At 33.5% G+C, this 25542-nt stretch carries 21 protein-coding genes; 18 read left to right on the forward strand and 3 right to left on the reverse strand.

Features of this window, described 5'->3' with window-relative positions:
- The 3 genes from B3L86_RS13455 (at nucleotide 1) to B3L86_RS13465 (ending at nucleotide 3899) form a co-directional block, all read left to right on the forward strand.
- Nucleotides 1-2292, forward strand: a complete 2292-nt coding sequence (locus B3L86_RS13455) for a BamA/TamA family outer membrane protein (RefSeq protein WP_291120319.1) — start codon at nucleotides 1-3, stop codon at nucleotides 2290-2292.
- A gap of 66 nt (nucleotides 2293-2358) precedes the next feature.
- A complete protein-coding gene (locus B3L86_RS13460; RefSeq protein WP_291120321.1) occupies nucleotides 2359-3477 on the forward strand; it encodes a PQQ-dependent sugar dehydrogenase in 1119 nt (372 codons plus the stop codon).
- Entirely contained in the window at nucleotides 3477-3899 is a 423-nt protein-coding gene (locus B3L86_RS13465; RefSeq protein WP_291120323.1) for a c-type cytochrome, read from the forward strand. Before B3L86_RS13460 ends, B3L86_RS13465 begins: the two co-directional genes overlap by 1 nt.
- On the opposite strand, the gene B3L86_RS13470 is transcribed toward B3L86_RS13465, so the two are convergent.
- The gene (locus B3L86_RS13470; protein ID WP_291120325.1) at nucleotides 3900-5984 is read right to left on the reverse strand and encodes a TonB-dependent receptor; all 2085 of its coding nucleotides are present in this window, start codon (nucleotides 5982-5984) and stop codon (nucleotides 3900-3902) included.
- 125 nt (nucleotides 5985-6109) lie between these two features.
- Between B3L86_RS13470 and B3L86_RS13475 the strand changes: the two genes are divergently transcribed.
- A complete protein-coding gene (locus B3L86_RS13475) occupies nucleotides 6110-7486 on the forward strand; it encodes an MATE family efflux transporter (protein ID WP_291120327.1) in 1377 nt (458 codons plus the stop codon).
- Nucleotides 7487-7488: 2 nt separating this feature from the next.
- Nucleotides 7489-7920 carry a hypothetical protein gene (locus tag B3L86_RS13480; protein ID WP_291120329.1) on the forward strand — a complete coding sequence of 144 codons (432 nt, stop codon included), beginning with the start codon at nucleotides 7489-7491 and terminating at the stop codon, nucleotides 7918-7920.
- Between the two features lie 54 nt (nucleotides 7921-7974).
- On the opposite strand, the gene lpdA is transcribed toward B3L86_RS13480, so the two are convergent.
- On the reverse strand, nucleotides 7975-9378 hold the full coding sequence (gene lpdA / locus B3L86_RS13485; RefSeq protein ID WP_291120331.1) for a dihydrolipoyl dehydrogenase: 1404 nt from the start codon (nucleotides 9376-9378) through the stop codon (nucleotides 7975-7977).
- A 268-nt stretch (nucleotides 9379-9646) separates the two neighbouring features.
- Between lpdA and pckA the strand changes: the two genes are divergently transcribed.
- From pckA to B3L86_RS13525, 8 genes are all read left to right on the forward strand, one after another.
- Nucleotides 9647-11266, forward strand: a complete 1620-nt coding sequence (gene pckA, locus B3L86_RS13490) for a phosphoenolpyruvate carboxykinase (ATP) (protein ID WP_291120332.1) — start codon at nucleotides 9647-9649, stop codon at nucleotides 11264-11266.
- Between the two features lie 133 nt (nucleotides 11267-11399).
- On the forward strand, nucleotides 11400-12617 hold the full coding sequence (locus B3L86_RS13495) for an RsmB/NOP family class I SAM-dependent RNA methyltransferase (RefSeq protein ID WP_291120334.1): 1218 nt from the start codon (nucleotides 11400-11402) through the stop codon (nucleotides 12615-12617).
- Nucleotides 12618-12619: 2 nt separating this feature from the next.
- Complete coding sequence (locus B3L86_RS13500) at nucleotides 12620-13708, forward strand: endonuclease (protein ID WP_291120337.1); 1089 nt, start codon at nucleotides 12620-12622, stop codon at nucleotides 13706-13708.
- Nucleotides 13709-13810: 102 nt separating this feature from the next.
- Nucleotides 13811-14179, forward strand: coding sequence for a fluoride efflux transporter CrcB (gene crcB / locus B3L86_RS13505; RefSeq protein WP_291120340.1), 369 nt, complete (start codon nucleotides 13811-13813; stop codon nucleotides 14177-14179).
- A 35-nt stretch (nucleotides 14180-14214) separates the two neighbouring features.
- Nucleotides 14215-15228: a DHH family phosphoesterase gene (locus B3L86_RS13510; protein WP_291120343.1), complete on the forward strand. Its 1014-nt coding sequence runs from the start codon at nucleotides 14215-14217 to the stop codon at nucleotides 15226-15228.
- Nucleotides 15228-15773 carry a gliding motility-associated peptidyl-prolyl isomerase GldI gene (gene gldI / locus B3L86_RS13515; RefSeq protein ID WP_291120346.1) on the forward strand — a complete coding sequence of 182 codons (546 nt, stop codon included), beginning with the start codon at nucleotides 15228-15230 and terminating at the stop codon, nucleotides 15771-15773. Before B3L86_RS13510 ends, gldI begins: the two co-directional genes overlap by 1 nt.
- A 15-nt stretch (nucleotides 15774-15788) precedes the next feature.
- Nucleotides 15789-16910, forward strand: coding sequence for a peptidylprolyl isomerase (locus tag B3L86_RS13520; RefSeq protein WP_291120349.1), 1122 nt, complete (start codon nucleotides 15789-15791; stop codon nucleotides 16908-16910).
- Nucleotides 16911-16930: 20 nt separating this feature from the next.
- Nucleotides 16931-18055 carry a peptidylprolyl isomerase gene (locus B3L86_RS13525; RefSeq protein ID WP_291120351.1) on the forward strand — a complete coding sequence of 375 codons (1125 nt, stop codon included), beginning with the start codon at nucleotides 16931-16933 and terminating at the stop codon, nucleotides 18053-18055.
- Nucleotides 18056-18132: 77 nt separating this feature from the next.
- Here the strand turns inward: B3L86_RS13525 and B3L86_RS13530 are convergent, their stop codons facing one another.
- Nucleotides 18133-19005 (reverse strand): tetratricopeptide repeat protein, encoded by an 873-nt coding sequence (locus B3L86_RS13530; RefSeq protein WP_291120354.1) that lies wholly within the window; start codon nucleotides 19003-19005, stop codon nucleotides 18133-18135.
- A gap of 71 nt (nucleotides 19006-19076) precedes the next feature.
- Between B3L86_RS13530 and B3L86_RS13535 the strand changes: the two genes are divergently transcribed.
- The 5 genes from B3L86_RS13535 to B3L86_RS13555 all read left to right on the forward strand — a co-directional run bounded on the left by B3L86_RS13535 (nucleotide 19077) and on the right by B3L86_RS13555 (nucleotide 25542).
- Complete coding sequence (locus tag B3L86_RS13535; protein ID WP_291120357.1) at nucleotides 19077-19616, forward strand: NADPH-dependent FMN reductase; 540 nt, start codon at nucleotides 19077-19079, stop codon at nucleotides 19614-19616.
- Nucleotides 19617-19629: 13 nt separating this feature from the next.
- Nucleotides 19630-20931, forward strand: coding sequence for an anthranilate synthase component I family protein (locus B3L86_RS13540; RefSeq protein ID WP_291120360.1), 1302 nt, complete (start codon nucleotides 19630-19632; stop codon nucleotides 20929-20931).
- 138 nt (nucleotides 20932-21069) lie between these two features.
- Nucleotides 21070-22224, forward strand: coding sequence for an ATP-binding protein (locus B3L86_RS13545; protein WP_291120363.1), 1155 nt, complete (start codon nucleotides 21070-21072; stop codon nucleotides 22222-22224).
- A 13-nt stretch (nucleotides 22225-22237) separates the two neighbouring features.
- Complete coding sequence (gene tilS / locus B3L86_RS13550) at nucleotides 22238-23542, forward strand: tRNA lysidine(34) synthetase TilS (protein ID WP_291120367.1); 1305 nt, start codon at nucleotides 22238-22240, stop codon at nucleotides 23540-23542.
- Nucleotides 23542-25542 (forward strand): protein-disulfide reductase DsbD family protein, encoded by a 2001-nt coding sequence (locus B3L86_RS13555; RefSeq protein ID WP_291120371.1) that lies wholly within the window; start codon nucleotides 23542-23544, stop codon nucleotides 25540-25542. Before tilS ends, B3L86_RS13555 begins: the two co-directional genes overlap by 1 nt.

Here is a 25542-nt window from a genome sequence, read left to right on the forward strand (position 1 = left end):
ATGAACAATTTCAAAAACATAGTTATTCTATTCACAATTGCATTTTTTGCTTCTTGTAGCAATACTCGTTTTTTGCCCGATGGTGAATTATTATACACCGGTGGAAAAGTAAAAATTGAAGGAGACAGTATTTCAAGAAATGAGAAAAAAGAATTAAAAAATCAATTAGAAGGCTTACTTCGCCCCAAACCCAATTCGTCCATTTTAGGTTTAAAACCAAAATTGTATTTTTATAATCTTGCCGGCGAACCAAAAAAGGAAAAAGGATTTCGTCATTGGTTGAGAAACACAGTTGGAGAAGCACCGGTTTTGTTTAGTCAAGTGGATCGACAATATAACCAAGATGTTTTGCAGAATTATGTTGAAAACAGTGGTTATTTTAATGCACAAACCGCTTCCGATTCTACTAGAAGAAATAAAAAAGCAAGCGTAGTTTATACGGTTACACCCAAAAAGAAATACATCATTAGAAATGTGACTTTTCCGGATGATTCTACACAATTGGCAAAAGATATTAGAGATGTAACCAGACGAAGTAGATTACGCCCAAAACAAGGCTATAGTTTAGAAACCATTAAAGAAGAGCGAATTCGTATTGATACCCGTTTAAAAGAAAAAGGATATTATTATTTTAATGCTGATTATTTATTGGTTCAAGCCGACACAACTGTGGCACCACATCAAGTAGATTTATTTTTGAAGATAAAAGAGGAAACACCTGATTTAGCTAAAAAGCAATTTCGGATAAAAGACATTGTGGTTTATCCCAATTATACCATTCAAAATGATAGTGTTCGAATTACCTCGGATTCAATCGTTAAACATAATGATTTTACTATAATCGATTCAGAGAATTTATTTAAACCTCGCATTTTTGACCGGACTTTGTATTTCAAAAAGAATGATTTGTATAACAGAACAGATCACAATTTGTCATTGAATCGTTTGGTAAGTATGGGAACTTTTAAGTTTGTGAAAAACGAATTTAAAGTAGCAGATACCACCGGGAATTATCTGAATACTTTTTATTATTTAACACCGATGCCTAAAAAATCCATTCGAACAGAATTGTTGGCTAAAACCAATTCAGCCAATTACACCGGAACGGAATTAAATATTAATTGGAGTAACAGAAATACTTTCAGAGGTGCAGAATTGTTAACTATCTCTGCCTTTGGCGGGATGGAAGTACAAGTTTCAGGACAAAATAATGGTTTCAATGTTTATCGTGTAGGAACTGAAGCCAGTTTGGTTTGGCCAAGAATTATTGCACCGTTTAAATTTGTTTCATCAAGTGGATTTGTGCCTAGAACAAAAGCAACCATAGGTTATGAGTATCAAGAACGCAGAAAATTGTATGCTCTTCAAACGTTCAAAGGTTCTTTTGGTTATTTATGGAAAGAAAATGAGCGAAAAGAACACCAACTTATGGTTTCGGACATAACCTATACGAGTCCACAAAATGTCACACAATTGTATCGGGATCAAATTGATTTAAATCCGTCCTTAGAAAGAATTATCGAGAAACAATTGATTTTTGGACCCACTTATTCTTACACTTATACCAACACCATGCAAAGAAGAAAAAAGAATACTTTTTACTTTAAGGGAAGTGTTGATTTTTCAGGAAATATTACCGGTTTACTTATAGGAGCCGATGTCAAAAACGATAAACAAGTTGAAATTTTTAATGTTCCATTTAGTCAATTTGTCAAAATTGAAAATGAATTTCGTCATTATTTAAAACTAGGAAAAGAATCACAATTGGCTAGCCGAATCATTGTTGGAGCCGGATTTGCCTACGGAAATTCAGAAGAAATGCCATTTATTAAACAATTTTTTATTGGCGGGACTAACAGTATTCGTGCCTTCAGAGCTCGATCTATTGGTCCGGGAACTTACGATAATACGCTTAATGCAGGCGTTTTTTTGCCGGATGAATCAGGTGATATGAAATTGGAATTCAATACAGAATACCGAACTCAAATTTATAATTTCATAAAAGGTGCGGTGTTTGTTGATGCCGGAAATATTTGGTTGATGAATGACAATCCTAACAAACCGGGGTCCAGATTTTCAAAAGATTTTTTGAACGAAATCGCGGTTGGGACGGGAGTTGGACTTCGATTTGATTTTTCATTTTTAGTACTGCGAACCGACTTTGCTTTTCCTATCCGAAAACCCTATTTGCCGGACGGTCAACGTTGGGTTTTGGATGATATCAATTTTGGAAGCAGTAGCTGGCGAAAAGAAAATTTGATATTTAATTTAGCCATTGGTTATCCGTTTTAATTTCAATTTTAGCTTAATTTTAGGACATGTTCTTTGCGTTTTTATGTACTTTTAAAAAAAATAATTATGATACGACCACTTATTTTACTGCTACTTTTTACACTTTTCAGTTGTAAAGCCCAAGAAAAAGCAAATGATGTTGTTTTGCAACCTGAAGAAATTAATTATACTTTTGAAACAATAGCAACCGATATTTCCATTCCATGGGGAATGACATGGTTACCTGATGGGTCGATGTTGGTGACTGAAAAATCAGGAGCAATTTATCACATCAAAGACAAAACAAAAGCAGAAATTTCAAATGTACCAAAAGTGGTTGCAAGAGGTCAAGGCGGATTGTTAGATATCACCGTTCATCCCAATTATGATAAAAACGGATGGATTTATATCACTTACTCTTCGGAAGAAGGTGAAGAAAAAGGAGCACACACTCAACTTGTTCGTGCCAAACTAGAAGGACAAAGTTTAACTCAAATTCAAACACTTTACAAAGCAACACCAAATACAACTAGAGGTCATCATTTTGGTTCAAGAATCACTTTTGACAATGAAGGTTATCTTTATTTCACAATTGGAGATCGCGGTAATCATCCTGAAAATCCACAAGATATAACTCGCGATGGCGGGAAAGTGTATCGTTTGCATGATGATGGCAGAATTCCGGCAGACAATCCGTTTGTTGGACAAAAAGGGGCAAAAGAAGCTGTTTTTTCTTATGGTCACAGAAATCCACAAGGTATGACAAAGCATCCCGTTACCGGAAAAATTTGGACACATGAACACGGACCAAGAGGAGGCGATGAAATCAATATTATTAAAAAAGCAGCCAATTATGGTTGGCCGGTTATTACTTATGGAATTGATTATAACGGTTCAATTATTTCTAATCTAACCGAAAAAGAAGGAATGGAACAACCACTTTATTATTGGATTCCTTCAATTGCTCCGAGCGGAATGACATTTGTTACGGGTGATATTTATCCAAATTGGAAAGGACACTTATTAGTGGGTTCTTTGGTTTTTCAATATTTGGAATTGGTTAAATTAGATGGCGAAAAGGTGATTGGACGTCAAAAAATAGGAACTGATATTGGCAGATTGCGTGATGTAAAACAAGGTCCGGATGGTTACATTTATATGGCTGTGGAAGGAAAAGGAATTATCAAAATTGTACCAAAAAAATAATGAAAGGATTTTATATAGTAATTGTAACCATTGGAATTTTGATTTTTGGAGATGAAAATTCATCTTATCAACCATTAAATCAATCAAATAATGAGTTGACAAAAAGCATTCAACGCGGTAACGAAGTTTATGCCGATTTTTGCATTCAATGCCATCTTGGTAATGGAAAAGGAAGCGAAACTGTGCCTCCTTTAGCAGGTTCAGATTGGTTGGTCAATAAACGAAAGGAAAGTATTCACGCGGTAAAATACGGGCAGTCAGGTCCAATAAAAGTAAATGGAAAAAATTATAACGGCATGATGTCACCCATGGGTTTGACCGATGAAGAAGTGGCAGATGTGATGAATTATATCATGAATTCGTGGGGGAATAAACACACCAAAATGGTTACCGTTTCAGAAGTTCAAGCGGTTAAAAAGTAATTATTGAAACTGATACGTTAGATTTATTCCGCCATAATAATTTCTCGGATTTCCTGGATAAAAATACCTTGGAAGTGCATTTCCAAAACCAACAGCATTAGGCAAAATGCTAGCGGCATATTTTTCATCCAAACTATTTTGAATTCCAAATTGAATAGTAGCATTTAAGTTTTTCCAAATAGAAAAAGTATAATTTGTATTGATATCCAACAATTGATAAGGTTGTGAAGAAAGTGAATTTGCATCATTCAAAAACATTTTGCCAACCGTTCGATACGAAGTTGAAAAAGTGAATGATTTTGCAGTTAAATCCAAACCAAAATTCCATTGAAATTCCGGCACACTTGGCAATTGATTTCCAGAAAAATCATTGTCATTGTCTATAAAATCTACAAATTCAAAATGATTTAAACTTCCTGAAAAATAGGAATTTAATTGAATTTTTTCAGTTGAAAGCAATTTGCCATTTATCAAAAATTCAATTCCCTGATGAAGACTTTCTCCGGCATTAATTCCAACATATTGATCTTCGGCTATTCTTCGGGCAACCAGTAAGTTTTTAATTGTGGTCACATAAATATTTACTTCTGTATACATTTTATTCTTCAAAAAGTTTCCTTTAAACCCGATTTCATAATTGATACCGATTTCCGGCAAAATATTAGAATTCAATTGACCTTCAGGAGTTAATGTTTCGGCTACCGTTGGATGTGAAAATCCTTTACTAACTGAAAAATAGAGATTTTTTCCTTTTGAAAATTGATAAGATAAACCAATTCTTGGCGACAAAATGGCATCAAAGGAATACTTTTCTTTCGTAGTTGAATCTGTATCAAATTCGTCTTTTTGAGTATAATTCGTCTGATTAAAAGCAATTCCGGATTCTAAATTTAACTTACTTGACAATTGCACTTCCATCTGCCAAAAAAGATTGACATAATTTCTGTTCTGATTCGCATCACTAAATTTATCTCCTTGAATACTTCCTTGATCTGGTTGGGTTTGGTATAAATTTTCATATAAAGAAAAAGTATATTTTTCTCGCAATAACTCTGTTCCAACACTCATTTTTGTGGGTAAGGAGAATATTTTATCTGAATAATTTAATTTACTTCGAACACCAAAATTCACGATATTATCTTCTAAAATATCAAAGGGACGTGGTTCGTATGCTTCTTTAAAATTAGAAAACACAGTTGAATTCCAATTCCATTTTTCTGAAAATGTATGATCATAACCCATTCCCAATAGCAATTTGTCATACGATTCAAAACCTCTAGCCGCAGCCCAATTGGCAGCTGCAATTTCAGGAGAAGTATCAAAATCGGTTTGGTTTAACGAACTTGGAATAAAAGCTTTCAATCGAGTGGCAATTCCAATAAAGTTCAATTTTCCTTTTTCCGAAAGTTGATGTTTTCCAAATAAATTAATTGATTGTCTGTCATAACTGCTGTTTGCTCTAAAACCTTCGCTTTGCAAATTGCTGTAATTGGCATATAAATTTGTTTTGGAATTTGACATTTGACCGGAAAACGAATTTTTAATCAAACCAAAGCTACCAACTGTTGTAGATGATTTGATAAATGAATTTTCTTCCGAAAATTGATTTCCAAACAAACTAATTACACCTCCCAAACCCGCACCAAAACTACTGGAATTAGGTCCTTTGATGATTTCAATTGTATTCAAAACACTTAAATCAATATCTTCCAAAGTCGTTTCACCTTCTCCTGTTGAGAGTGGAATTTCTTCAAAATAAGCTTTCACTCGGTTGGTGCTAAATTGCGAACGAGCTCCAATGCCACGAATCGTGATTCGATTTGTATTCAAAGCACCTTGTTGCATATAAACGCCAGCCGTTTTGTTGAGAAGCGGAGTCAAAATCACACCATCGGTTTGACTGATTTCCTTGGCAGAAATTAGTGCAACCGACGAAGACACTTTTTGCATTGTATTTTTTATCGGCGAACCAATCAAAATCACTTCAGAAAGAGCAGTGGTGTCTTTTGCAGATTGTGATTTTCCTTCATAATACGCTAGAAAAAGAAATCCGAAAAGAACAAATGAAGTTGACAGTTTTTGCAAGGGATATTTTTATGGATAAAATTAGCGTTTTCTTTTTACCAAGCCAAAGATGTTACTGTCCTTAACTTTTTCTTTTCATTTTATCAGTCCAAATGATGTACTTTTGCCGTCGATAATAAAATAGCATGACATTTCAAACCTATACCAAAGAATTTAGCTATAACATGCGGTTGGCTTATCCCATCATCATTGGAATGTTGGGTCACACTGTTGTGGGTATTGTTGATAATGCGATGGTGGGTCAACTCGGACCAAAAGAATTGGCAGCTGTTTCGTTAGGTAATAGTTTTGTTTTTATTGCAATGTCGCTGGGAATTGGTTTTTCTACAGCTATCACTCCAATTGTTGCCGAAGCTGATGGCGAAAACTCCATAGAAAAGGGGAGGAGTGCATTTCACAATGGTTTGTTTTTGTGTACCTTATTAGGTGCGATTTTGTTTCTACTTATCTTTTTTGCTAAACCAATCATTAGTTTTATGGGACAGCCAGAAGAAGTGGTGAATTTGGCAAAACCATATTTGGATATAGTAGCATTTTCACTCATTCCGTTGATTATGTTTCAGGCTTACAAGCAATTTGCTGACGGAAAAAGTGAAACTAAGTATTCAATGTGGGCAACTATTATTGCTAACATTGTGAATGTGGTTATCAATTATTTTCTAATTTTTGGAATTTGGATTTTTCCGGAAATGGGTATAATTGGAGCAGCCATCGGAACAATTACTTCGCGAATTGTGATGCTTGCTTTTATGCATTACGTGATGGTGAAGAAACCTAAATTTCATCCCTATTTTGAAAAATTCAGTTGGGATGAAATTTCGAAAACAACGATTAAAAAAATTGTCAACTTAGGAACACCTTCGGCAATGCAGATGTTTTTTGAAGTAGCATTGTTCACAGGAGCCATTTGGCTTTGTGGAATGATTGGCACAACGAGTCAAGCCGCCAATCAAATTGCGTTGAGTTTGGCTTCACTAACTTTTATGTTTGCGATGGGATTGAGTGTCACAGCAATGATTCGTGTGGGAAATCAAAAAGGTTTGCAAGATTATAAAAAGTTGCGAGTTGTGGCCATTTCTATCTTTTTATTGGCGACTATTTTAGAGATTTTCTTTGCATTAATTTTTGTCGTTTTCCATAAAGTTTTACCGCTTCCGTTTTTAGATTTAGAACAAGCAGTTTATTTGAAAGATAATTTAGAAGTTGTTGCAATAGCTTCCAATTTGTTGTTGGTGGCAGCTTTGTTTCAAATTTCAGACGGATTACAAGTGGTTGTTTTAGGAGCTTTACGTGGATTGCAAGATGTGAAAATTCCAATGTATATTACGTTTGTGGCGTATTGGATTATTGGTTTTCCTATTTCTATCTATTTAGGATTATATACTGATTTAAAAGCAATTGGCGTTTGGATTGGCTTGTTGGCTGGTTTAACCGTGGCTGCTTTATTTTTGTTTTATCGCTTTAATTTATTAACCAAAAAACTCATCATTCAAAATAAATAACAATGGAAATAAAACCAAAATTCGGATATGATAAACTTCTTTTTGGAATGAAACAAAAAGATGCTGAAGCTATTTACGGCAAAGCAAATCATACTTTTAAAGATGAAGAAGATAATTTTATTATGATGTATAATGCATTGAAAGCTCGCTTAACTTTTTATGCGGAAGAAGATTTTAAGTTAGGCTACATCATCATTTCAAACCCAAATGCGATTTTATTTGGAGAAAAAATTATCGGTAAAAACGCAAATGAGTCCAAAGAATTTTTATCTAAAAAAGGATTAAAATCATTTGAAGTTGAAACCTTTGATTCTTTCTCAAATTTATTCAATGAAGATTTTTGGACAGTGTTACAAACCGAATTTGATGAAGTAGTCAAAGTAGAAATCGGTGCTGTAATTAAAAATGAGGATGAATTTGATTGGAAGTTCTAAACATAAAAAAACCAACTTGCGAAAGTTGGTTTTTTTATAGTATATATTTTGAAATTACACATGCAAAGCTCTATTATCCGTAGCCGCTAAAGCTGCTTCTTTTACCGCTTCTGCAAACGTTGGATGAGCATGACTCATTCTCGAAATATCTTCGGCACTGGCTCTGAATTCCATTGCTGTAACGGCTTCTGCAATTAAATCAGCACAACGTGGACCAATCATGTGAACACCTAAAACTTCATCAGTTTTGGCATCGGCTAAGATTTTCACAAATCCGTCTGTATCGCCACCGGCTCTTGCTCTTCCTAATGCTTTGAAGGGGAAACTTCCTGATTTGAAAGTTACACCTTCTTCTTTTAATTGCTCTTCTGTTTTTCCAACAGCGGCAACTTCCGGCCAAGTATAAACTACACCCGGAATCAAATTATAATCAATATGTGGTTTTTGTCCGGCTAAAATTTCGGCAACCATCACACCTTCTTCTTCGGCTTTGTGAGCTAACATGGCTCCACGAACCACATCGCCAATGGCATAAATATTTGAAGCTGATGTTTGCAAATGATCGTTCACTTCAATCTGACCTCTATCAGTAACTTTTACACCTGCTTTGTCGGCATTCAAACCATCGGTATAAGGTCTTCTTCCCACAGAAACTAAGCAATAATCGCCTTCCAAAGATAAAATTTCTCCTTTTGGTGTTTCCGCTTCAACAGTAACGGCTTTCCCTTTTCGGTTAACCGATTTTACTTTGTGTGAAGTGTAGAATTTCATGCCTTGCTTTTTCAACACTTTGGTCAATTCTTTAGATAATGAAGCATCCATTCCGGGAATAATTCTGTCCATAAATTCCACTACAGAAACTTGTGCACCTAATCGAAGGTACACTTGACCTAATTCAATTCCAATTACACCACCACCTATAATAACTAAATGTTTCGGAACTTCTTTTAATTTTAATGCTTCAGTAGAAGTAATTACGCGTTCTTTATCTAATGTAATAAATGGCAAATTTGACGGTTTTGAACCCGTTGCAATAATAGAATATTTGGCTTCAATCGTTTCAGAAGAACCATCGTTTTTGGTCACTTTCACGTGAGTAGCATCTTCAAAGGAACCAATTCCTTCAAAAACAGTGATTTTATTTTTATCCATCAAAAACTTGATTCCTCCGGTAGTTTGATCCACCACAGCTTGTTTTCGACCAATCATTTTTTCAAGGTTAAGTTTTACTTTTCCAACCTCGATTCCGTGCTCTTCAAAGTGAGCTACTGCATCGTGGTAATGATGGGAAGAAGCAAGCAAAGCTTTAGAAGGAATACAGCCAACATTTAAACATGTTCCACCTAAAACCGAATATTTTTCTATAATAGCCGTTTTAAATCCTAATTGTGCACAACGGATGGCTGCAACATATCCGCCTGGTCCTGAACCGATAATGGCCACATCAAATTGACTCATATATTTTTTTTTAGTAGTTGAAAATCAGTTAAACGATTGCAAAATTACGAAAGTTTTAGAGGACTTTAATGCATTAACTTATTAAACTTTAGCTAAATTAATATAGCTGAATCAATGAGTTGTCAATGCTTTGAAAATCAATAATTAACAAAGAAAACGTTTTCGTAGATTTATAGGAAAAGTGATATTTATCAGGTTTATTTTGAGTGATAAATCGGAAATTTGATACATAGATAAATGAAATTACAATCTTTAAATATCCATCATTATGAAAAACATTAAAGTCATTCAGGAACTACATGATTTAGGCATCACGGGCTATCATGAAGTGGTTTATAATCCATCTTATGAAGTGTTGTTTCAAGCTGAAACTTCTCACATGAGAAAAGGATATGAAAAAGGTGCATTAACCGATACTGGAGCAGTGGCTGTGAAAACAGGTGTTTTTACGGGACGTTCTCCCAAAGACCGATATATCGTTAAAGATGATGTTACAAAAGACACCATTTATTGGGATGATAAAGTAAACTTTCCAACAACGCAAGCAGTTTATAGTGAACTGAAATCATTGGTTTTAAAACAGCTTTCTACTTCCAAAAAATTATATGTTGTTGATGCTTTTTGTGGAACAAACCCTGACACAAGACTAAAAGTTCGTTTTGTAATGGAAGTGGCTTGGCAAGCTCATTTTGTGACCAATATGTTTATCAGACCGTCCATCTATGAGTTAGAGAATTTTGGTGAACCCGATTTTATTGTGATGAATGGTTCAAAAATAACCAATCCAAATTGGAAGGAACACGGTTTAAATTCTGAGAATTTCGTGGTATTCAATTTAACAGAAAAAATTCAAATTATTGGCGGAACCTGGTATGGTGGCGAAATGAAAAAAGGAATGTTTGCCATGATTAATTATTATCTTCCTTTGAAAGGAATGGCCTCTATGCATTGTTCTGCTAATGTGGGTGAAAATGGTGATGTTGCGATTTTCTTCGGATTATCCGGAACAGGTAAAACTACCTTATCTGCCGATCCAAAACGTTATCTCATTGGTGATGATGAACACGGTTGGGATACTAATGGTGTTTTTAATTATGAAGGTGGTTGTTATGCCAAAGTAATTGATTTAAGTGAAGAAAACGAACCCGATATCTGGAGAGCGATTAAACGAGACGCTTTGTTAGAAAATGTAGTGGTGAATGAGTATGGCGAAGTGGATTATTACGATCATTCCATCACCGAAAATTCAAGAGTTTCTTATCCAATTTATCACATCAATAAAATCGTGCTTCCATCCAAAGCGGGTCACGCTAAGAAAATTATTTATTTGTCTGCCGATGCATTTGGGGTGTTGCCTCCGGTTTCTATTTTAGATGACGACCAAGCTCAATACCATTTCTTATGCGGTTATACATCAAAATTAGCCGGAACAGAACGAGGAATTACTGAGCCACAACCGTCGTTCTCTCCAGCTTTTGGTGAAGCTTTCTTGACCTTGCATCCAACGATGTATTCTAAAACATTAATTGGAAAAATGAAAGAACACGGAGCAAAAGCGTATTTGGTGAACACAGGTTGGAACGGAACCGGAAAACGAATTTCACTCAAAAATACGCGTGCCATCATCGATGCCATCATTAGTGGTGAAATTGATCAAATGGAAACCAAACACATTCCTTTCTTAAATTTAACGATTCCTGTTGAACTTCCAAATGTTGACAAAGCAATTTTGGACCCAAGAGATACTTACAAAACGGAAGAAGAATGGGAAATAAAAGCCAAAGATTTAACGGCTCGTTATATCAAAAATTTTGAACAATATACAAATACTGAAGAAGGCAAACGTTTGGTTTATTCCGGACCTACTTTAGAAACTGTTTTAGCATAGCTCAATTCAAACCTTAAATTATTCAGAACCCGACACATTTGTGTTGGGTTTTGTGTATAAATAACTTAAAATTAACCCTTCTACTCCCATAAATCACAAATAAGTAATACCTTTGCGGGCTATTAAAAAAATAATGAGATTACACAGAAATTTAGTTTACACCACTATTGATTCGTTGAATGCTATATTCAATGAAGGAGAATATGCAGATAAAGTGGTGGCAAGAGCTTTAAAAAAGGACAAACGTTGGGGAAGTTCTGACAGAAAGTTTGTTGCAGAAACCATCTACGAAATTGTAAGATGGAAGCGTTTATACGCCGAAATTGCCGAAGTTAAAGAACCCTATGATCGTGATGATTTATGGCGAATGTTTGCCGTTTGGGCAGTTCTACGAGGCTACACCATTCCGGATTGGAGACAATTGGAAGGAACGCCACAACGCAAAATCAAAGGTCGTTTTGATGAATTATCTAAAATCAGAAAATACCGTGAATCTATTCCCGATTGGATGGATGAACTGGGTGTAAAAGAATTAGGCGAAGAACTTTGGTCTAAAGAAATTGCCGCTCAAAACCAACAAGCACAAGTAATTTTACGAGTAAATACATTAAAAACCACCAAACAAAAGTTGCGTGCCATTTTGATGGATTTAAACATCGAAACGGATTATTTGGAAAGTCAACCCGATGCTTTGGTTTTAAAAGAAAGAGCTAACGTGTTTTTGACTGATGCGTTTAAAGATGGTTTTTTTGAAGTACAAGATGCTAATTCACAATTAGTTGCTGCCTTTTTAGATGTAAAACCCGGAATGAAAGTGGTAGATACATGTGCCGGAGCAGGTGGAAAAACATTACACATGGCTTCGTTAATGGAAAACAAAGGTTTGTTGATTGCAATGGATTTATATGAAAGTAAATTAAAGCAATTGAAACTTCGAGCCAAACGAAATGGTGCTTTCAATATTGAATACAGAATTATTGATTCTACGAAAGTGATCAAAAAATTATACGACAAAGCAGACCGAATTTTAATTGATGCTCCTTGTAGCGGTTTGGGTGTTTTAAAACGAAATCCGGACAGTAAATGGAAATTACAACCCGAATTTATTGACAATATCCGAAAAGTGCAAGCCGAAGTCTTAGAAAATTATTCCAGAATTGTAAAGCCCGGCGGAAAGTTAGTTTATGCTACTTGTTCGGTCTTACCCTCTGAAAATCAAGAACAAGTAAAACGTTTTTTAACAACAGAAAATGGTAAAAACTTCACCTTTGTTCAAGATAAAAAAATCCTAGCCTCCGAATCAGGTTTTGATGGGTTTTATATGGCCTTATTGGAACGAAAATTAGAATAATTATGAAATTGAAAATTACTTTACTTGCTGTTTTTTATATCATTTTATTAAATGCTCAAGCACCTGCGGGTTATTATAATGCCGCTAACGGATTGAGTGGTTATCCGTTAAAAACAGCTTTGCATCAAATTATAACTAACAGTCATATTCCTCAAGCTTATAGCACGCATTGGTCATTTTTTGAAACAGCTGATGTAAAACAAGACGGAACTGTTTGGGATATTTATGCTAATTGTGGATTCATTTTTGGATTACCAATCAATGGTGGAAATCAAGATGTTGGAACCGGAGGAAATGTTGAATGTCAATTTTTTAATCGTGAGCATAGTTTTCCAACTAGTTGGTTTGGAGGTAATGTTGAACCGATGCGTTCAGATGTAGTACACATTTATCCTGCGGATAAATTAGTAAATAATGAAAGAGGGAATTTGGCATTTGCAAATGTAAATTTAGTTTCTTTTTTAAGTAGTAATGGGAGCAAAAAAGGCTCAAGTGCAACAACCGGCATAACAGGAAATGTTTTTGAAGTGGCAGATGAATACAAAGGAGACATTGCTCGGTCGTTGTTTTACATGGCAACACGCTATCAAGATATGATTGCAGGTTGGGAAACAAACAACCCTGATGGAGATAAAATGTTAAATGGCACTTCGAATCAAGTTTTTGAAACATGGGCATTACAACTATTATATTCTTGGCATATTAACGACCCGGTTTCTCAAAAAGAAATCAACAGAAATAATGCAATTTATGCCTATCAAGGAAACAGAAATCCTTTTGTTGACAATCCGGATTACGTTTGTAATATATGGAATGTATCAAACTGTACGTTATCTGTTCCGGAAATCAACTTTGAAAACGCAATTACCGTTTACCCAAATCCATCAAACAATCAAACGATATCAATAGAAAGTAGTATCGAACTTGATGAAATTCAGTTAATTTCTATTAACGGTCAATTATTGCAAGTGATTCAAAAAGAAAATATAACAGCAAACCAATTGCAAATCAACTCAATACCATCAGGTTTTTATTTATTGAAAGTAAAATCGAACAATCAATACCTTGTTAAAAAAATAATCATCAACTAATAAGTTGGATTAAACATCAGCAAACCTTCTCAAATTGAGGAGGTTTTTTTATTTCTAAGTTTATTTTTGATTATTTTTGAAACTAAATCAAGAATTCATTTAATGAAGACTTTACTTCTTATTTTTTTAGGTGGCGGCATTGGTAGCGTATTTCGATATGCTACGTCACTATTTGTTCAAAAATTCTACACGGGAATAATTCCGTATGCTACTTTCATTACCAATATTTTAGGGTGTTTTTTAATTGGATTATTTGTTGGGTTTCTTGAAAAAAAACACGGACTTAATTCTGATTTAAAATATTTATTTATTACAGGATTTTGTGGAGGTTATACCACTTTTTCTGCTTTTGGAATTGAAAATTTTAATTTATTACAAACTCAAAACACAGCCATAGCTTTTGTTTACATTGGCTCAAGCATACTGTTTGGCTTAGTAGCGGTTTGGCTAGGACTTTTTATCATGAAATGAGTTCATTTTATTAAAAAAATGTAACTTCGCATCCTATGAATAAAAATCAAATTGAACAGACCAAAAGTCTTCTGGAAAACCCCAAAAAAATTGCTATCATTCCTCATCGCAATCCTGATGGCGATGCAATGGGATCTACTTTAGCATTGTATCATTTTTTAAAACAACAAAATCATGATGTTTTTGTGATGGCTCCCAATGATTTTCCATCTAATTTGGCATTTCTTCCTGGATCGGAACAAGTTTTGATTTATGAAAATGATAAAGAAAGTAATTTAAAAAAATTAGAAGAAGCTGAGTTGCTATTCACCCTAGATTTTAATGCTTTACACAGAACCGGCGAAATGGGTCAGGTTTTAGAAAAACTCTCAGCTCCATTTGTCATGATTGACCATCATGAAGCTCCATCAGATTATGCAACAGTTACATATTCTGATACTTCATTTGGTTCAACCTGTGAAATGATTTACAATTTTATTCTTTTTTTAGATGGAAAAGACAAAATTAATTTAGATGTTGCCACTTGCTTATATACCGGAATTACAACAGATTCAGGTTCGTATCGTTTTCCTAAAACCACTCCAGCAACACATAGAATTGTGGCTGAACTTTTAGAAAAAGGAGTAAAAAACTACGAAGTACACAATTTGTTATTTGACAACAATTCATACAATAGCTTACAATTATTAGGAAGAGCTCTTCAAAATATGAAAATCATACCGGAGCTAAAAACGTCCTATATCACTTTATCTCAAAAAGAATTGGATGAATTCAACTATGTTAAAGGTGACACAGAAGGCATTGTAAATTATGGGTTATCATTAAAAGGAATTATCTTTACAGCTATTTTTATTGAAAATAAAGAAGAAAATATTATTAAAATTTCTTTTAGATCACAAGGCGATTTTGATGTAAATAAATTTGCCAGAGAACATTTTAATGGTGGAGGTCACATCAATGCAGCAGGTGGTAAATCCTATGAAAATATGAATAATACGATTAGTAAGTTTATAAAAATTATTAATGCAACAACTCAATTGGAAAACTAATGCAAAAATCTATTTTATTATTATTTGTTGTTGGCATAATTTTAGTTATGGGTTGCAAGGAAAATAAAGCCCGAAGACCTGTTTCAAGATCGGGAGGGACATTTATTAAAGAATCTATTGTTCGAAATAAAAAGTTGGTTGGAAATGAGGAGAAAATCATTGATTCTATTATAAAAAGCACACCTGAAATAAAATATTATTCTTCCAAAAAGGGATTTTGGTATTTTTATGAAACAAGAAATGAAAAAGACACATTGACTCCAAAAAAAGGAGATGTTGCTTATTTTGATTATGAAATTAACGATTTATACAATAATGTAATTTATACCGAATTGGAACTTAGACCACAAACGTATTATGTGGATGAACAAGATATCATGATGGGACTTCGATATGGTATTAAGTTAATGCGTAAAAATGAAAAAGTTACTTTTTTGTTCCCATCTCATATAGCTTATGGCTATTTGGGGGATAAAAACCGAATAGGACCAAATGTTCCTTTGCGATGCACTGTTCTTTTGAGAGATTTTAAAAAAAATGAATAATTTTAACTAAGAAAAATGAAAATTAAATTAATCTGTGGTATTCTAATAACCACGCTACTTATTTCTTGCTCCTCTAAATTTGATCAATTGGGAGATGGCATGTTTGCAGAAATTAAAACAAACAAAGGAAGTATCATTCTTCAATTAGAACATGAGAAAACACCTGTTACGGTTGCCAATTTCATAACCCTTGCTGAAGGCAAAAACACTATGGTTACTGACGAAGCAAAAAAAGGAAAACCTTTTTATGATGGGTTGACTTTTCATAGAGTAATTCCAAATTTTATGATTCAAGGTGGTGACCCGGAAGGAAACGGTTCAGGGGGACCGGGGTATAAATTTAAAGATGAAATTACTGATTTATTACATGACAAAGGCGGTATTTTATCAATGGCTAATTCAGGTCCGGCAACTAATGGGTCACAGTTTTTTATTACGCATAATGAAACACCTTGGTTGGACGGAAAGCATACTGTTTTTGGTCATGTTGTTGAAGGAATGGAAGTTGTGAACTCAATTGTTCAAGATGATATTATTGAAAAAGTAACGATCATCAGAAATGGTGAAGTGGCTAAAAAGTTTGATGCCGTTAAAATTTTTACAGAAGATTTTAAAAATGAAGCTGAACTCCAAAGTAAGGTAGCTGAACAAGAACGCATCAAAAAAGAAGCTTTCTTAGCTGAATTCAAAGAAACAATTGATGCCAAATTGAAATTTTTTGAAGACATTAAAAAGTCAGCAACCAAAACACAGTCCGGACTAGTTTATAAAATAACTGAAAAAGGAAGTAATAAAAAACCTGCTGTTGGTTCAACAGTTTTTTTTAATTATACCTTATTTTTAGAAAATGGTGAATTAGTTCAAACCAGTGTTGCAGAAGTAGCAAAAACTTTCGGAAAATTTGACCAACGCCAATTTGATATGAATGGATACCAACCTTTCCCTTTTGAATATGGACAAAAAACAGGTTTAATACCCGGATTTTTAGAAGGAGCAGAAAAAATGAATCTTAATGACAAAGCAGTTTTATTCATTCCTTCCTATTTAGGATATGGAGAAGCAGGAATGGGTGAGGCAATTCCCGGAAATTCAAATTTAATATTTGAAATTGAAATGCTTGAAAACGCTCCACAATAATTTTAAAATTTTAGAATAAAATGAAAAAACTATTTTTAATCTTACTTCCTTTTTTAGCAATGAATTTGTTTGCTCAAGATGAAGAAGGAATTTATGCAGAAATTCAAACCAAAAGAGGAAAAATTTTGATTCAATTGGAATATGAAAAAGTTCCCGTTACAGTAGCAAATTTTGTTTCTTTAGCCGAGGGGACAAATCCAAGTGTAACCGGTGATTTAAAAAACAAACCGTATTATGATGGTTTGAAATTTCACCGTGTGATTTCAAAAACAAATGGAGATGCTAATGATTTTATGATTCAAGGTGGCGATCCAACAGGTACAGGTTCCGGTGGTCCGGGATATAAATTTGATGATGAAATTACAGATTTAAAGCATGATTCACCTGGTGTTTTATCCATGGCAAATTCAGGTCCGGCAACAAACGGTTCTCAATTTTTCATTACTCATATTCCAACACCTCATTTAGATGGTAGACATACTGTTTTTGGAAAAGTTGTCAAAGGCTTTGATGTTGTTAACGCAACTTTAAAAGATGATGTGATGGAAAAAGTCACTATTATTAGAAAAGGTGAAAAAGCTAAAAAATTTGATGCTTCAAAGATTTTTGAAAATCGTACAAGTTACCTTGATGAGATAAAAAAGAAAAAAGCTGCAGAAGAAGCTGAGAAGAAGAAAACTGCATTAGCTCCTTATAAAAAAGTAATGGATGCAAAAGTAGCCTTTTTTGCAAAGAATAAAAAAGATGCTCAAACAACACCAAGTGGTTTACAATATAAAGTGTTGACCAAAGGAAGTGGTGTAAAACCTGCAGATGGTACAACAGTTTATGTTAATTATGCAGGATTCTTTGAATCTGCAGAATTATTTGACAGCAGCTATGAAGATGTTTCAAAAACTTTTGGAAAATTCAATCAACAAAAAGCTGATGCAAAAGGTTACAGACCGTTTCCATTTCAATATGGTAACAAAGGCGGTTTGATTGCCGGATTTTTAGAAGCTTTAAACATGATGAATGTTGGTGATAAATACTTGATTTATATTCCGTCTAATTTAGGATATGGCCCTTCAGGTTATGGTGGTGTAATTCCTCCGGATACTAATTTGATTTTTGAATTAGAGCTTTTGGACAAACAACCGGAATAATACGTTAAAATAGGATTTGAATTTACGCTTTGTAGATAAGTTTAAAAAAGTTTGAACTTATCTACAAAGCGTTTTTTTTATCTAGGACTGTCCCATTCTTTTTCGAACAAATCGATATATTGGGCATATTGAGAATTTGGTTTTGCATATTGTCTTGTTATTTTAGCCCATTCATCAAATTTCTTTCTGTTTTTTGATTGAAAATAACCTTGAGCCATATTTAATGCCATCTCACTTTTTTCAAAATCATTGTCAGACATTTTTATTCCTTTTACATATGTTTTTTCTGCTAAAGGAATTTTATTTTGCTTCACATAAGCAAATCCTAACTCTCTAAAAAAGTAATAATTTTTAGGATTGTTAGAAATAGCTTTATCTAAAATAGGAATAGCTTTTTCATATTGTCCCAAATGGTTGTAAGCATAAGCTAATTCAAATTCCAATCCATCAAAATGAGGATTAATTTTATAAGCTTTTTCTAAATAAATTAATGCTTTTTCGCATGCTCCTACGTGATTGTAATTAAAACCATAATCTTTCAATGTTTGAATATTTTCATTGTTAGTTGGTTGATAGTATTTTAACCAATCTGGAGTGTTTGTTAACCCAAAATTTTCAATTATTTTATCTGGAATAATATAAACATCAGCAGTTTTGTATGGTTCTAATCTATACTTAACCATTCCATCACTATTGTTTTTATAAAGTTTGAAAGTTCCATCATTTTTAATAACAACAGTTCCTTCAAAATTTAAAGTAAATCCGGCTTGCATATCAAGATATATAAAACCAAAAGGATGAATGCTATCAGTATCTTTTTTTGGAAAAATGACCCACTTATCTTTTGCATCATAATATTTCACATTAAATGCAGATTTATCATTTGTAGTTTGAGAAAATGAATACTGAAATAGACAAACAAAAAAGGTAATTAAAATGATTTTTTTCATGTTTTAAATGTTTATAAATCAAATATAATAATTTTCTTTCGCTAATTTTGTAGAATATAAAATTGAATTTAATGTCAACTATTTTAGCCTTCGCAGGAAGTAATTCTTCCACTTCTATAAATCATCAGCTAGTAACCTATTTAACTACGCAATTAAAAGAGACTTCGTTTGAATTGTTCAAATTATCCGATATGGACCTGGTAATTTACAGTGAAGATGAAGAAAGAGATAATGGTTTTCCAACTTCTATAAGTCAAATTTATAAGCATATTCAGGCTTCTGAAGGATTGATTGTTTCTGTTAATGAGCATAACAGTAATCCATCAGCTTTTTTTAAAAATGTCTTGGATTGGTTATCCCGATTGGATCGAAAATTTTTAGAAGGAAAGAAAGTCTTTTTATTAAGTACTTCAAACGGATCTCGCGGTGGAATAGGTTCTTTGGAAGTAACTAAAAATATGCTTCCTCGCTTTGGTGCAGAAATAGTTGATACGTTTTCTTTTCCGTCATTCAAAGAAAATTTTTCTGTGGAAGATAAAAAAATTTCCAACGAAGCAATTAAAAATGAAATTTTACAGAAGCTTCATCAATTTGAAATAGCATTAAAATAATTTTTGTCTAAAAATGCTCAGAGTAAAAAAAGTCTTTTCAATTGAAAATCCTGAAATCTTCAAACAAAAATTGTTGATTTGGGGTAATCAGTTTAGAGAGGTTGTTTTTTTGGATACCAATAATTATCATCAAAAGTATTCTAATTATGATGCGGTTTTGGCTGTGGATGCTTTTACTTCCATCAAAACCGATTATTATAATGCTTTTGAAGACTTACATCAATACCAAACGCATACAAAAGATTGGTTGTTCGGCTATTTGTCTTATGATTTAAAAAATGATACAGAAGCCTTACAATCTAAAAATTTTGATGGATTAGAATTTCCTGATTTGTTTTTCTTTCAACCTAAAAAGTTGTTTTTTTTGAAAGAAAATCAAGTTGAAATGCAGTATCTTAATTTGTGTGATGATGAAGTGGATGATGATTTTGAGGATATTGGAAGAGGGAAGAGGGAAGAGGGAAGTTTGGAGTCTGGAGATGAAAGTGAGACTAAAATCCAACAACGCATTTCAAAAGAAGCGTATCTTCAAAAAGTGTCTAAAATGCTTGAATACATTCATCATGGCGACATTTATGAAGCGAATTTTTGCATGGAGTTTTTTGCGAAAGACGCAACAATTGATCCCATCGAAATTTATCAAAAACTCAACGCCATTTCGCAACCACCTTTTGCTGTTTATTTCAAGAATAATCATCAGTTTTTACTTTCTGCTTCGCCTGAACGCTATTTAAAAAAGGAAGGAACTAAAATTATTTCCCAACCCATTAAAGGAACAGCCCGACGTGTTTTTGATGTCGAATTAGACGAACAATCCAAATCGGATTTAGCTGTAAATCCGAAAGAACGTGCCGAAAACATTATGATTGTGGATTTGGTTCGAAATGATTTATCTAAAACTGCCATAAAAGGTTCTGTGGAAGTAGAAGAATTATGCCAAATTTATACGTTTAAACAAGTGCATCAACTAATTTCGACGGTAGTTTCTCAAGTGGAAAATACGACTTCTCCTGTTGAAATTATCAAAACTACTTTCCCAATGGGAAGTATGACCGGTGCTCCCAAATTTTCTGCAATGAAAATCATCGAAGAGTTGGAAGAAACAAAACGTGGTTTATACAGCGGAGCAATCGGCTATTTTTCTCCTGAAGGTGATTTTGATTTTAATGTTGTGATTCGAAGTATTTTATACAATTCCAAAAATCAATATTTGTCTTTTTCCGTGGGAAGTGCCATTACTTCCGAAGCTACTCCCGAAGGCGAATATGAAGAATGTTTGTTGAAAGCGAAAGCAATGTTTGAGGTGTTGAATTAGTTATGTAATTTCAAATTAAATTTTATGTATTTTCAAAATAAAATCTATGTAATTTAAAAATAAACTTTATGTAATTTCAAAATAAAGTATTTGTATATTCAAAATAAATTTATATATTTGTTTTATAATTAGAGTTTTATGCCTGTAAATAGAAAAATAATTGAGCAATTAAAAATATATAAAACGAAATATCCGATTCTAGCTTTAACCGGGCCTAGGCAATCAGGAAAAACAACTTTATTAAAAGAACTTTTTTACGATTATACCTATTTAAGCTTAGAAAATCCGGATTTAAGAGCTTTTGCTGAAAATGATCCAAATGGTTTTTTTGAAAAGTATAGTCAATTTTGCATTTTTGATGAGGTACAGCGAGTACCACAATTATTTTCTTATTTACAAACGATTGTTGACGAGAAAAAAATTATGGGACAATTCATTTTGTCGGGTTCGCAAAACTTTCATTTAATGAAGAATATCACACAAAGTTTAGCCGGTCGAGTTGCTCTTTTTAAGCTATTACCTTTTGATTTTGGCGAACTCCATTCAGCAGATTTAATGGAAGATGATTACACAAAAGCGATGTTAAAAGGATTTTATCCTGCAATTTATGACCGTTCAATTCCGTCGCAAGTGTTTTATTCAAATTATATTCAAACCTATGTAGAACGAGATATTACTGAGTTAGTAAACATTCGTGATATGCGTACTTTTCGTGTCTTTTTGAGTTTATGTGCTTCGCGTGCCGGACAGTTATTGAACTTAAATTCATTGGCAAACGAATGTGGAATTACGCAACCCACAGCAAAAGCTTGGATTTCGTTATTAGAAAGTAGTTACATCATTTTTTTGTTGCAACCCTACCATAAAAATTTTGATAAACGCGTCATAAAAAGTCCGAAGATATATTTTTATGATACTGGTTTACTCTGTCATTTGTTAAAAATAAAAGATACCGATCAAATAAAATTTAATTCATACAAAGGAAATTTATTTGAAAATATGATTGTTGGCGAGTATGTTAAGCAAAATTTTCATCAAAATAAAATGGAAGAATTGTGGTTTTGGAGAGATTCCAATGGTCACGAAGTAGATTTGATTCGTCAAGATGACGATTTGTTGAATGTCATCGAAATTAAATCAACCAAAACAGTTACAACCGATTTATTTAAGGAAATTAATTATTTTGAGAGCTTAGCCAAAGATGAAATTAAATCAAAAAGTTTGGTTTATGCCGGGGATGACAATCAAAAGCGAACAAATGTTAACGTACTTTCGTGGAATCAAATGAAATAAGTACTTTTGAAAAATGCTAACCAAATTCCAAAAAAGTATCAACACTAATTTTCCTTTTCTTCAAAAGGCGAAAATTCTAATCGCGGTCAGTGGTGGTTTGGACAGTATGGTTTTATTGGATTTAATTTCAAAAACGAAAATAGAATTTGCTGTTGCTCATTGCAATTTTCAACTTCGAAATGATGAAAGTAATGAAGACGAATATTTTGTGAAATCCTTTTGCAAAGAAAACTCCATTCAAGGTTTTTTTCAAAAATTTGATACGAAGCAATTTGCCGAAGACGAAAAATTATCGATCCAAGTCGCAGCCCGACAGTTGCGATACGAATGGTTTTATGAATTGTTGGAAACTGAAAAGTTTGATTTTGTTGCAACTGCTCATCATTTAGACGATCAATTGGAAACATTTTTAATCAATTTTTCTCGCGGAACCGGTTTAGATGGATTATGTGGAATTCCATCCCAAAACGATAAAATTATTCGCCCCTTATTAATTTTCTCCAGAGCAGAAATTGAAATTTTTGCCAAAGAACATAACATCTCTTGGAGAGAAGATTCTAGTAATGCTTCCGATAAATATCTTCGAAATAAAATTCGCCATCACGTTGTTCCGATTTTAAAGGAATTTAATCCGAGTTTTTTAGATTCGTTTGAAAATACCATTCAAAACCTCAATCAAGCTCAATCGTTGGTGGATGATGCTTCGCGAATTGTGTATCGAAAAGTAGTGCAAGATGTTGATAATCAAAAGATAATTGATTTAAATAAATTATTGCAACTTCCTAATTATCAAGCGTATTTGTATCAATGGTTGATGCCTTTCGGATTTTCAGCTTGGCAAGACATTTATGATTTAGTGCAAGCTCAATCCGGAAAGCAAATTTTTTCGGAGCATTTCAGATTGGTTAAAGATAGAGAAACACTGATTGTTGAACCAAAAGCGGACAAAATTTCTGACGAATATTTTATTACTATAAATCAATCAGAACTTAATTTTCCCTTAAAGTTGACGTTTTGTAACACAAGTGACATTACTATATCCGATGCAAAAACTATCTTTGTGGATGCAGATGCGTTAAAGTTTCCTTTAAAACTTCGTAAATGGCAAGAAGGTGATTATTTTTACCCTTTTGGAATGAACGGAAAAAAGAAGTTGAGTAAATTTTTTAAAGACGAAAAATTTTCCATCATCGATAAAGAAAATACATGGCTTTTATGCTCTGATAATCAAATCGTTTGGCTTGTTGGGAAACGTATGGACGACCGATTTAAAGTAACCGAAAACACACAAACTATTTTAAAAATAGAAGTAATATAATGAAGAATTTAATTTTTACACTCCTTACCCTTTTTGCTTTTACTTTTTCACAAGCTCAAATTTTAGATCCGGTAAAATGGAAAACTTCCATTGAACAAAAATCGGACACGGAATTTCTATTAAAATTTGATGCTACCATTCAAAAGGATTGGCATATTTTTTCACAATTTACACCGGAAGGTGGCTCGCTTCCAACCATTTTCATTTACGAAAATTCTAAAGGTAATTACCAATTGGTAGGTAAAACAACTGAAAGTAAGTATAAAGTAAAATTTGAAGAAGTTTTTGGAGTTGATGAGTACTTGTTTGAAGGTTCTGCACAATTTCAGCAGTTAGTAAAAGTGACAAATCCTGCTTTAAAATCAATCAAAGTAGAAGTTGAATACCAGGCTTGTTTGGAACAATGTATTCAACAATACAAAACTTTTGAATTTATTTTGCCGAATAGTAAGGTGGTGCTTTCAGATTCAGTAGAGGACGCAAGTTTATCTAACATTACGCTAACTTCTACTGAAGTGGATTCTACATCTACTAAAGTAGCAGAAGAAAAGTTAAAAAAAGCGGAGAAAAAAGAAGAAAAAAAGGATCTCTGGACTATTTTTATCGTCGCATTTTTTTCTGGTTTTTTAGCTTTACTGACACCTTGTGTGTTTCCAATGATTCCAATGACAGTGAGTTTCTTCACTAAACAGAGTAAAGACAGGTCGAAAGGAATCAAAAATGCCATTATTTATGGTATTTCAATTATTGTAATCTATGTGCTTTTAGGTACTGCCATTGTAGCCATATTTGGTCCTGACTCCTTGAATGAACTTTCGACAAGTGTAACATTTAATTTAATTTTCTTCGCATTATTAGTTCTTTTTGCTGCTTCTTTTTTAGGTGCGTTTGAAATTGTTTTACCAAATTCTTGGGCAAATAAAGTAGACCGTCAAGCGGATAGAGGCGGAATCATCGGCATCTTTTTTATGGCATTAGCATTAGCTATTGTATCATTTTCTTGTACGGGACCAATTGTAGGAACGTTGATTGTTGAGTCAGCTTCCAAAGGTGGAATTGCTCCAATCGTGGGTATGTTAGGCTTTTCATCAGCTATTGCTTTACCATTTATGTTATTTGCTTTATTTCCAGGTTGGATGAATTCCTTACCAAAATCAGGTGGATGGTTAAATACCGTAAAAGTTTCACTTGGATTTTTAGAATTGGCTTTTGCATTCAAATTTTTATCGAATGCCGATTTGGTTTTGCAATTGCATTGGTTTGAAAGAGAAACCTTTTTAGCGATTTGGATTGCTGTTTTTGGAGCTTGGGCATTGTATTTATTTGGTAAATTAACGTTGCCACACGATAGTCCGCTTACTCATATTTCCGTAGGAAGATTATTTATGGGATTGTTTGTGTTGAGTTTCACCATTTATATGGTTCCCGGACTTTGGGGTGCTCCGTTAAAGATAATTTCCGGTTTTCCACCTCCGTTGCATTATAGCGAAAGTCCAAATGGAGTTGGTGGCAGCGGAAGTGCATTAGAATTAGGAATCTTACCCAAAGGTGCTCATTCCGGACCGCACGGAATCATGGCTTTTCACGATTATAAATATGGTTTAGCTTATGCAAAAGAAGTGAATAAACCCATATTGCTTGATTTTACCGGATATGCTTGTGTGAACTGTCGCAAGATGGAAGATTATGTTTGGTCTGATCCAAAAATACTTTCTATTTTGAAAAATGAAGTGGTTTTAATTTCGTTATATGTTGATGACAAAAAGGAATTAGCCGAAAACGAAAAATATGTATCAAAAGAGACCGGCAAAAAAATCAAAACCATTGGTAATAAATGGAGCGATTTCCAAATTACCAAATATAAAGCCAATGCTCAGCCGTATTATTTGATTTTGGATACAGATGGCAATACCATTTCAGATGAGCCGGCAAGTTATGATCCAAATATCGATGTATATGAGAAATGGTTACGAAGTGGAATTGACAAGTTTGTAAAATAA

This window comes from Flavobacterium sp. UBA6135 (genome assembly GCF_002428305.1).
Taxonomy (GTDB): Bacteria; Bacteroidota; Bacteroidia; order Flavobacteriales; family Flavobacteriaceae; genus Flavobacterium.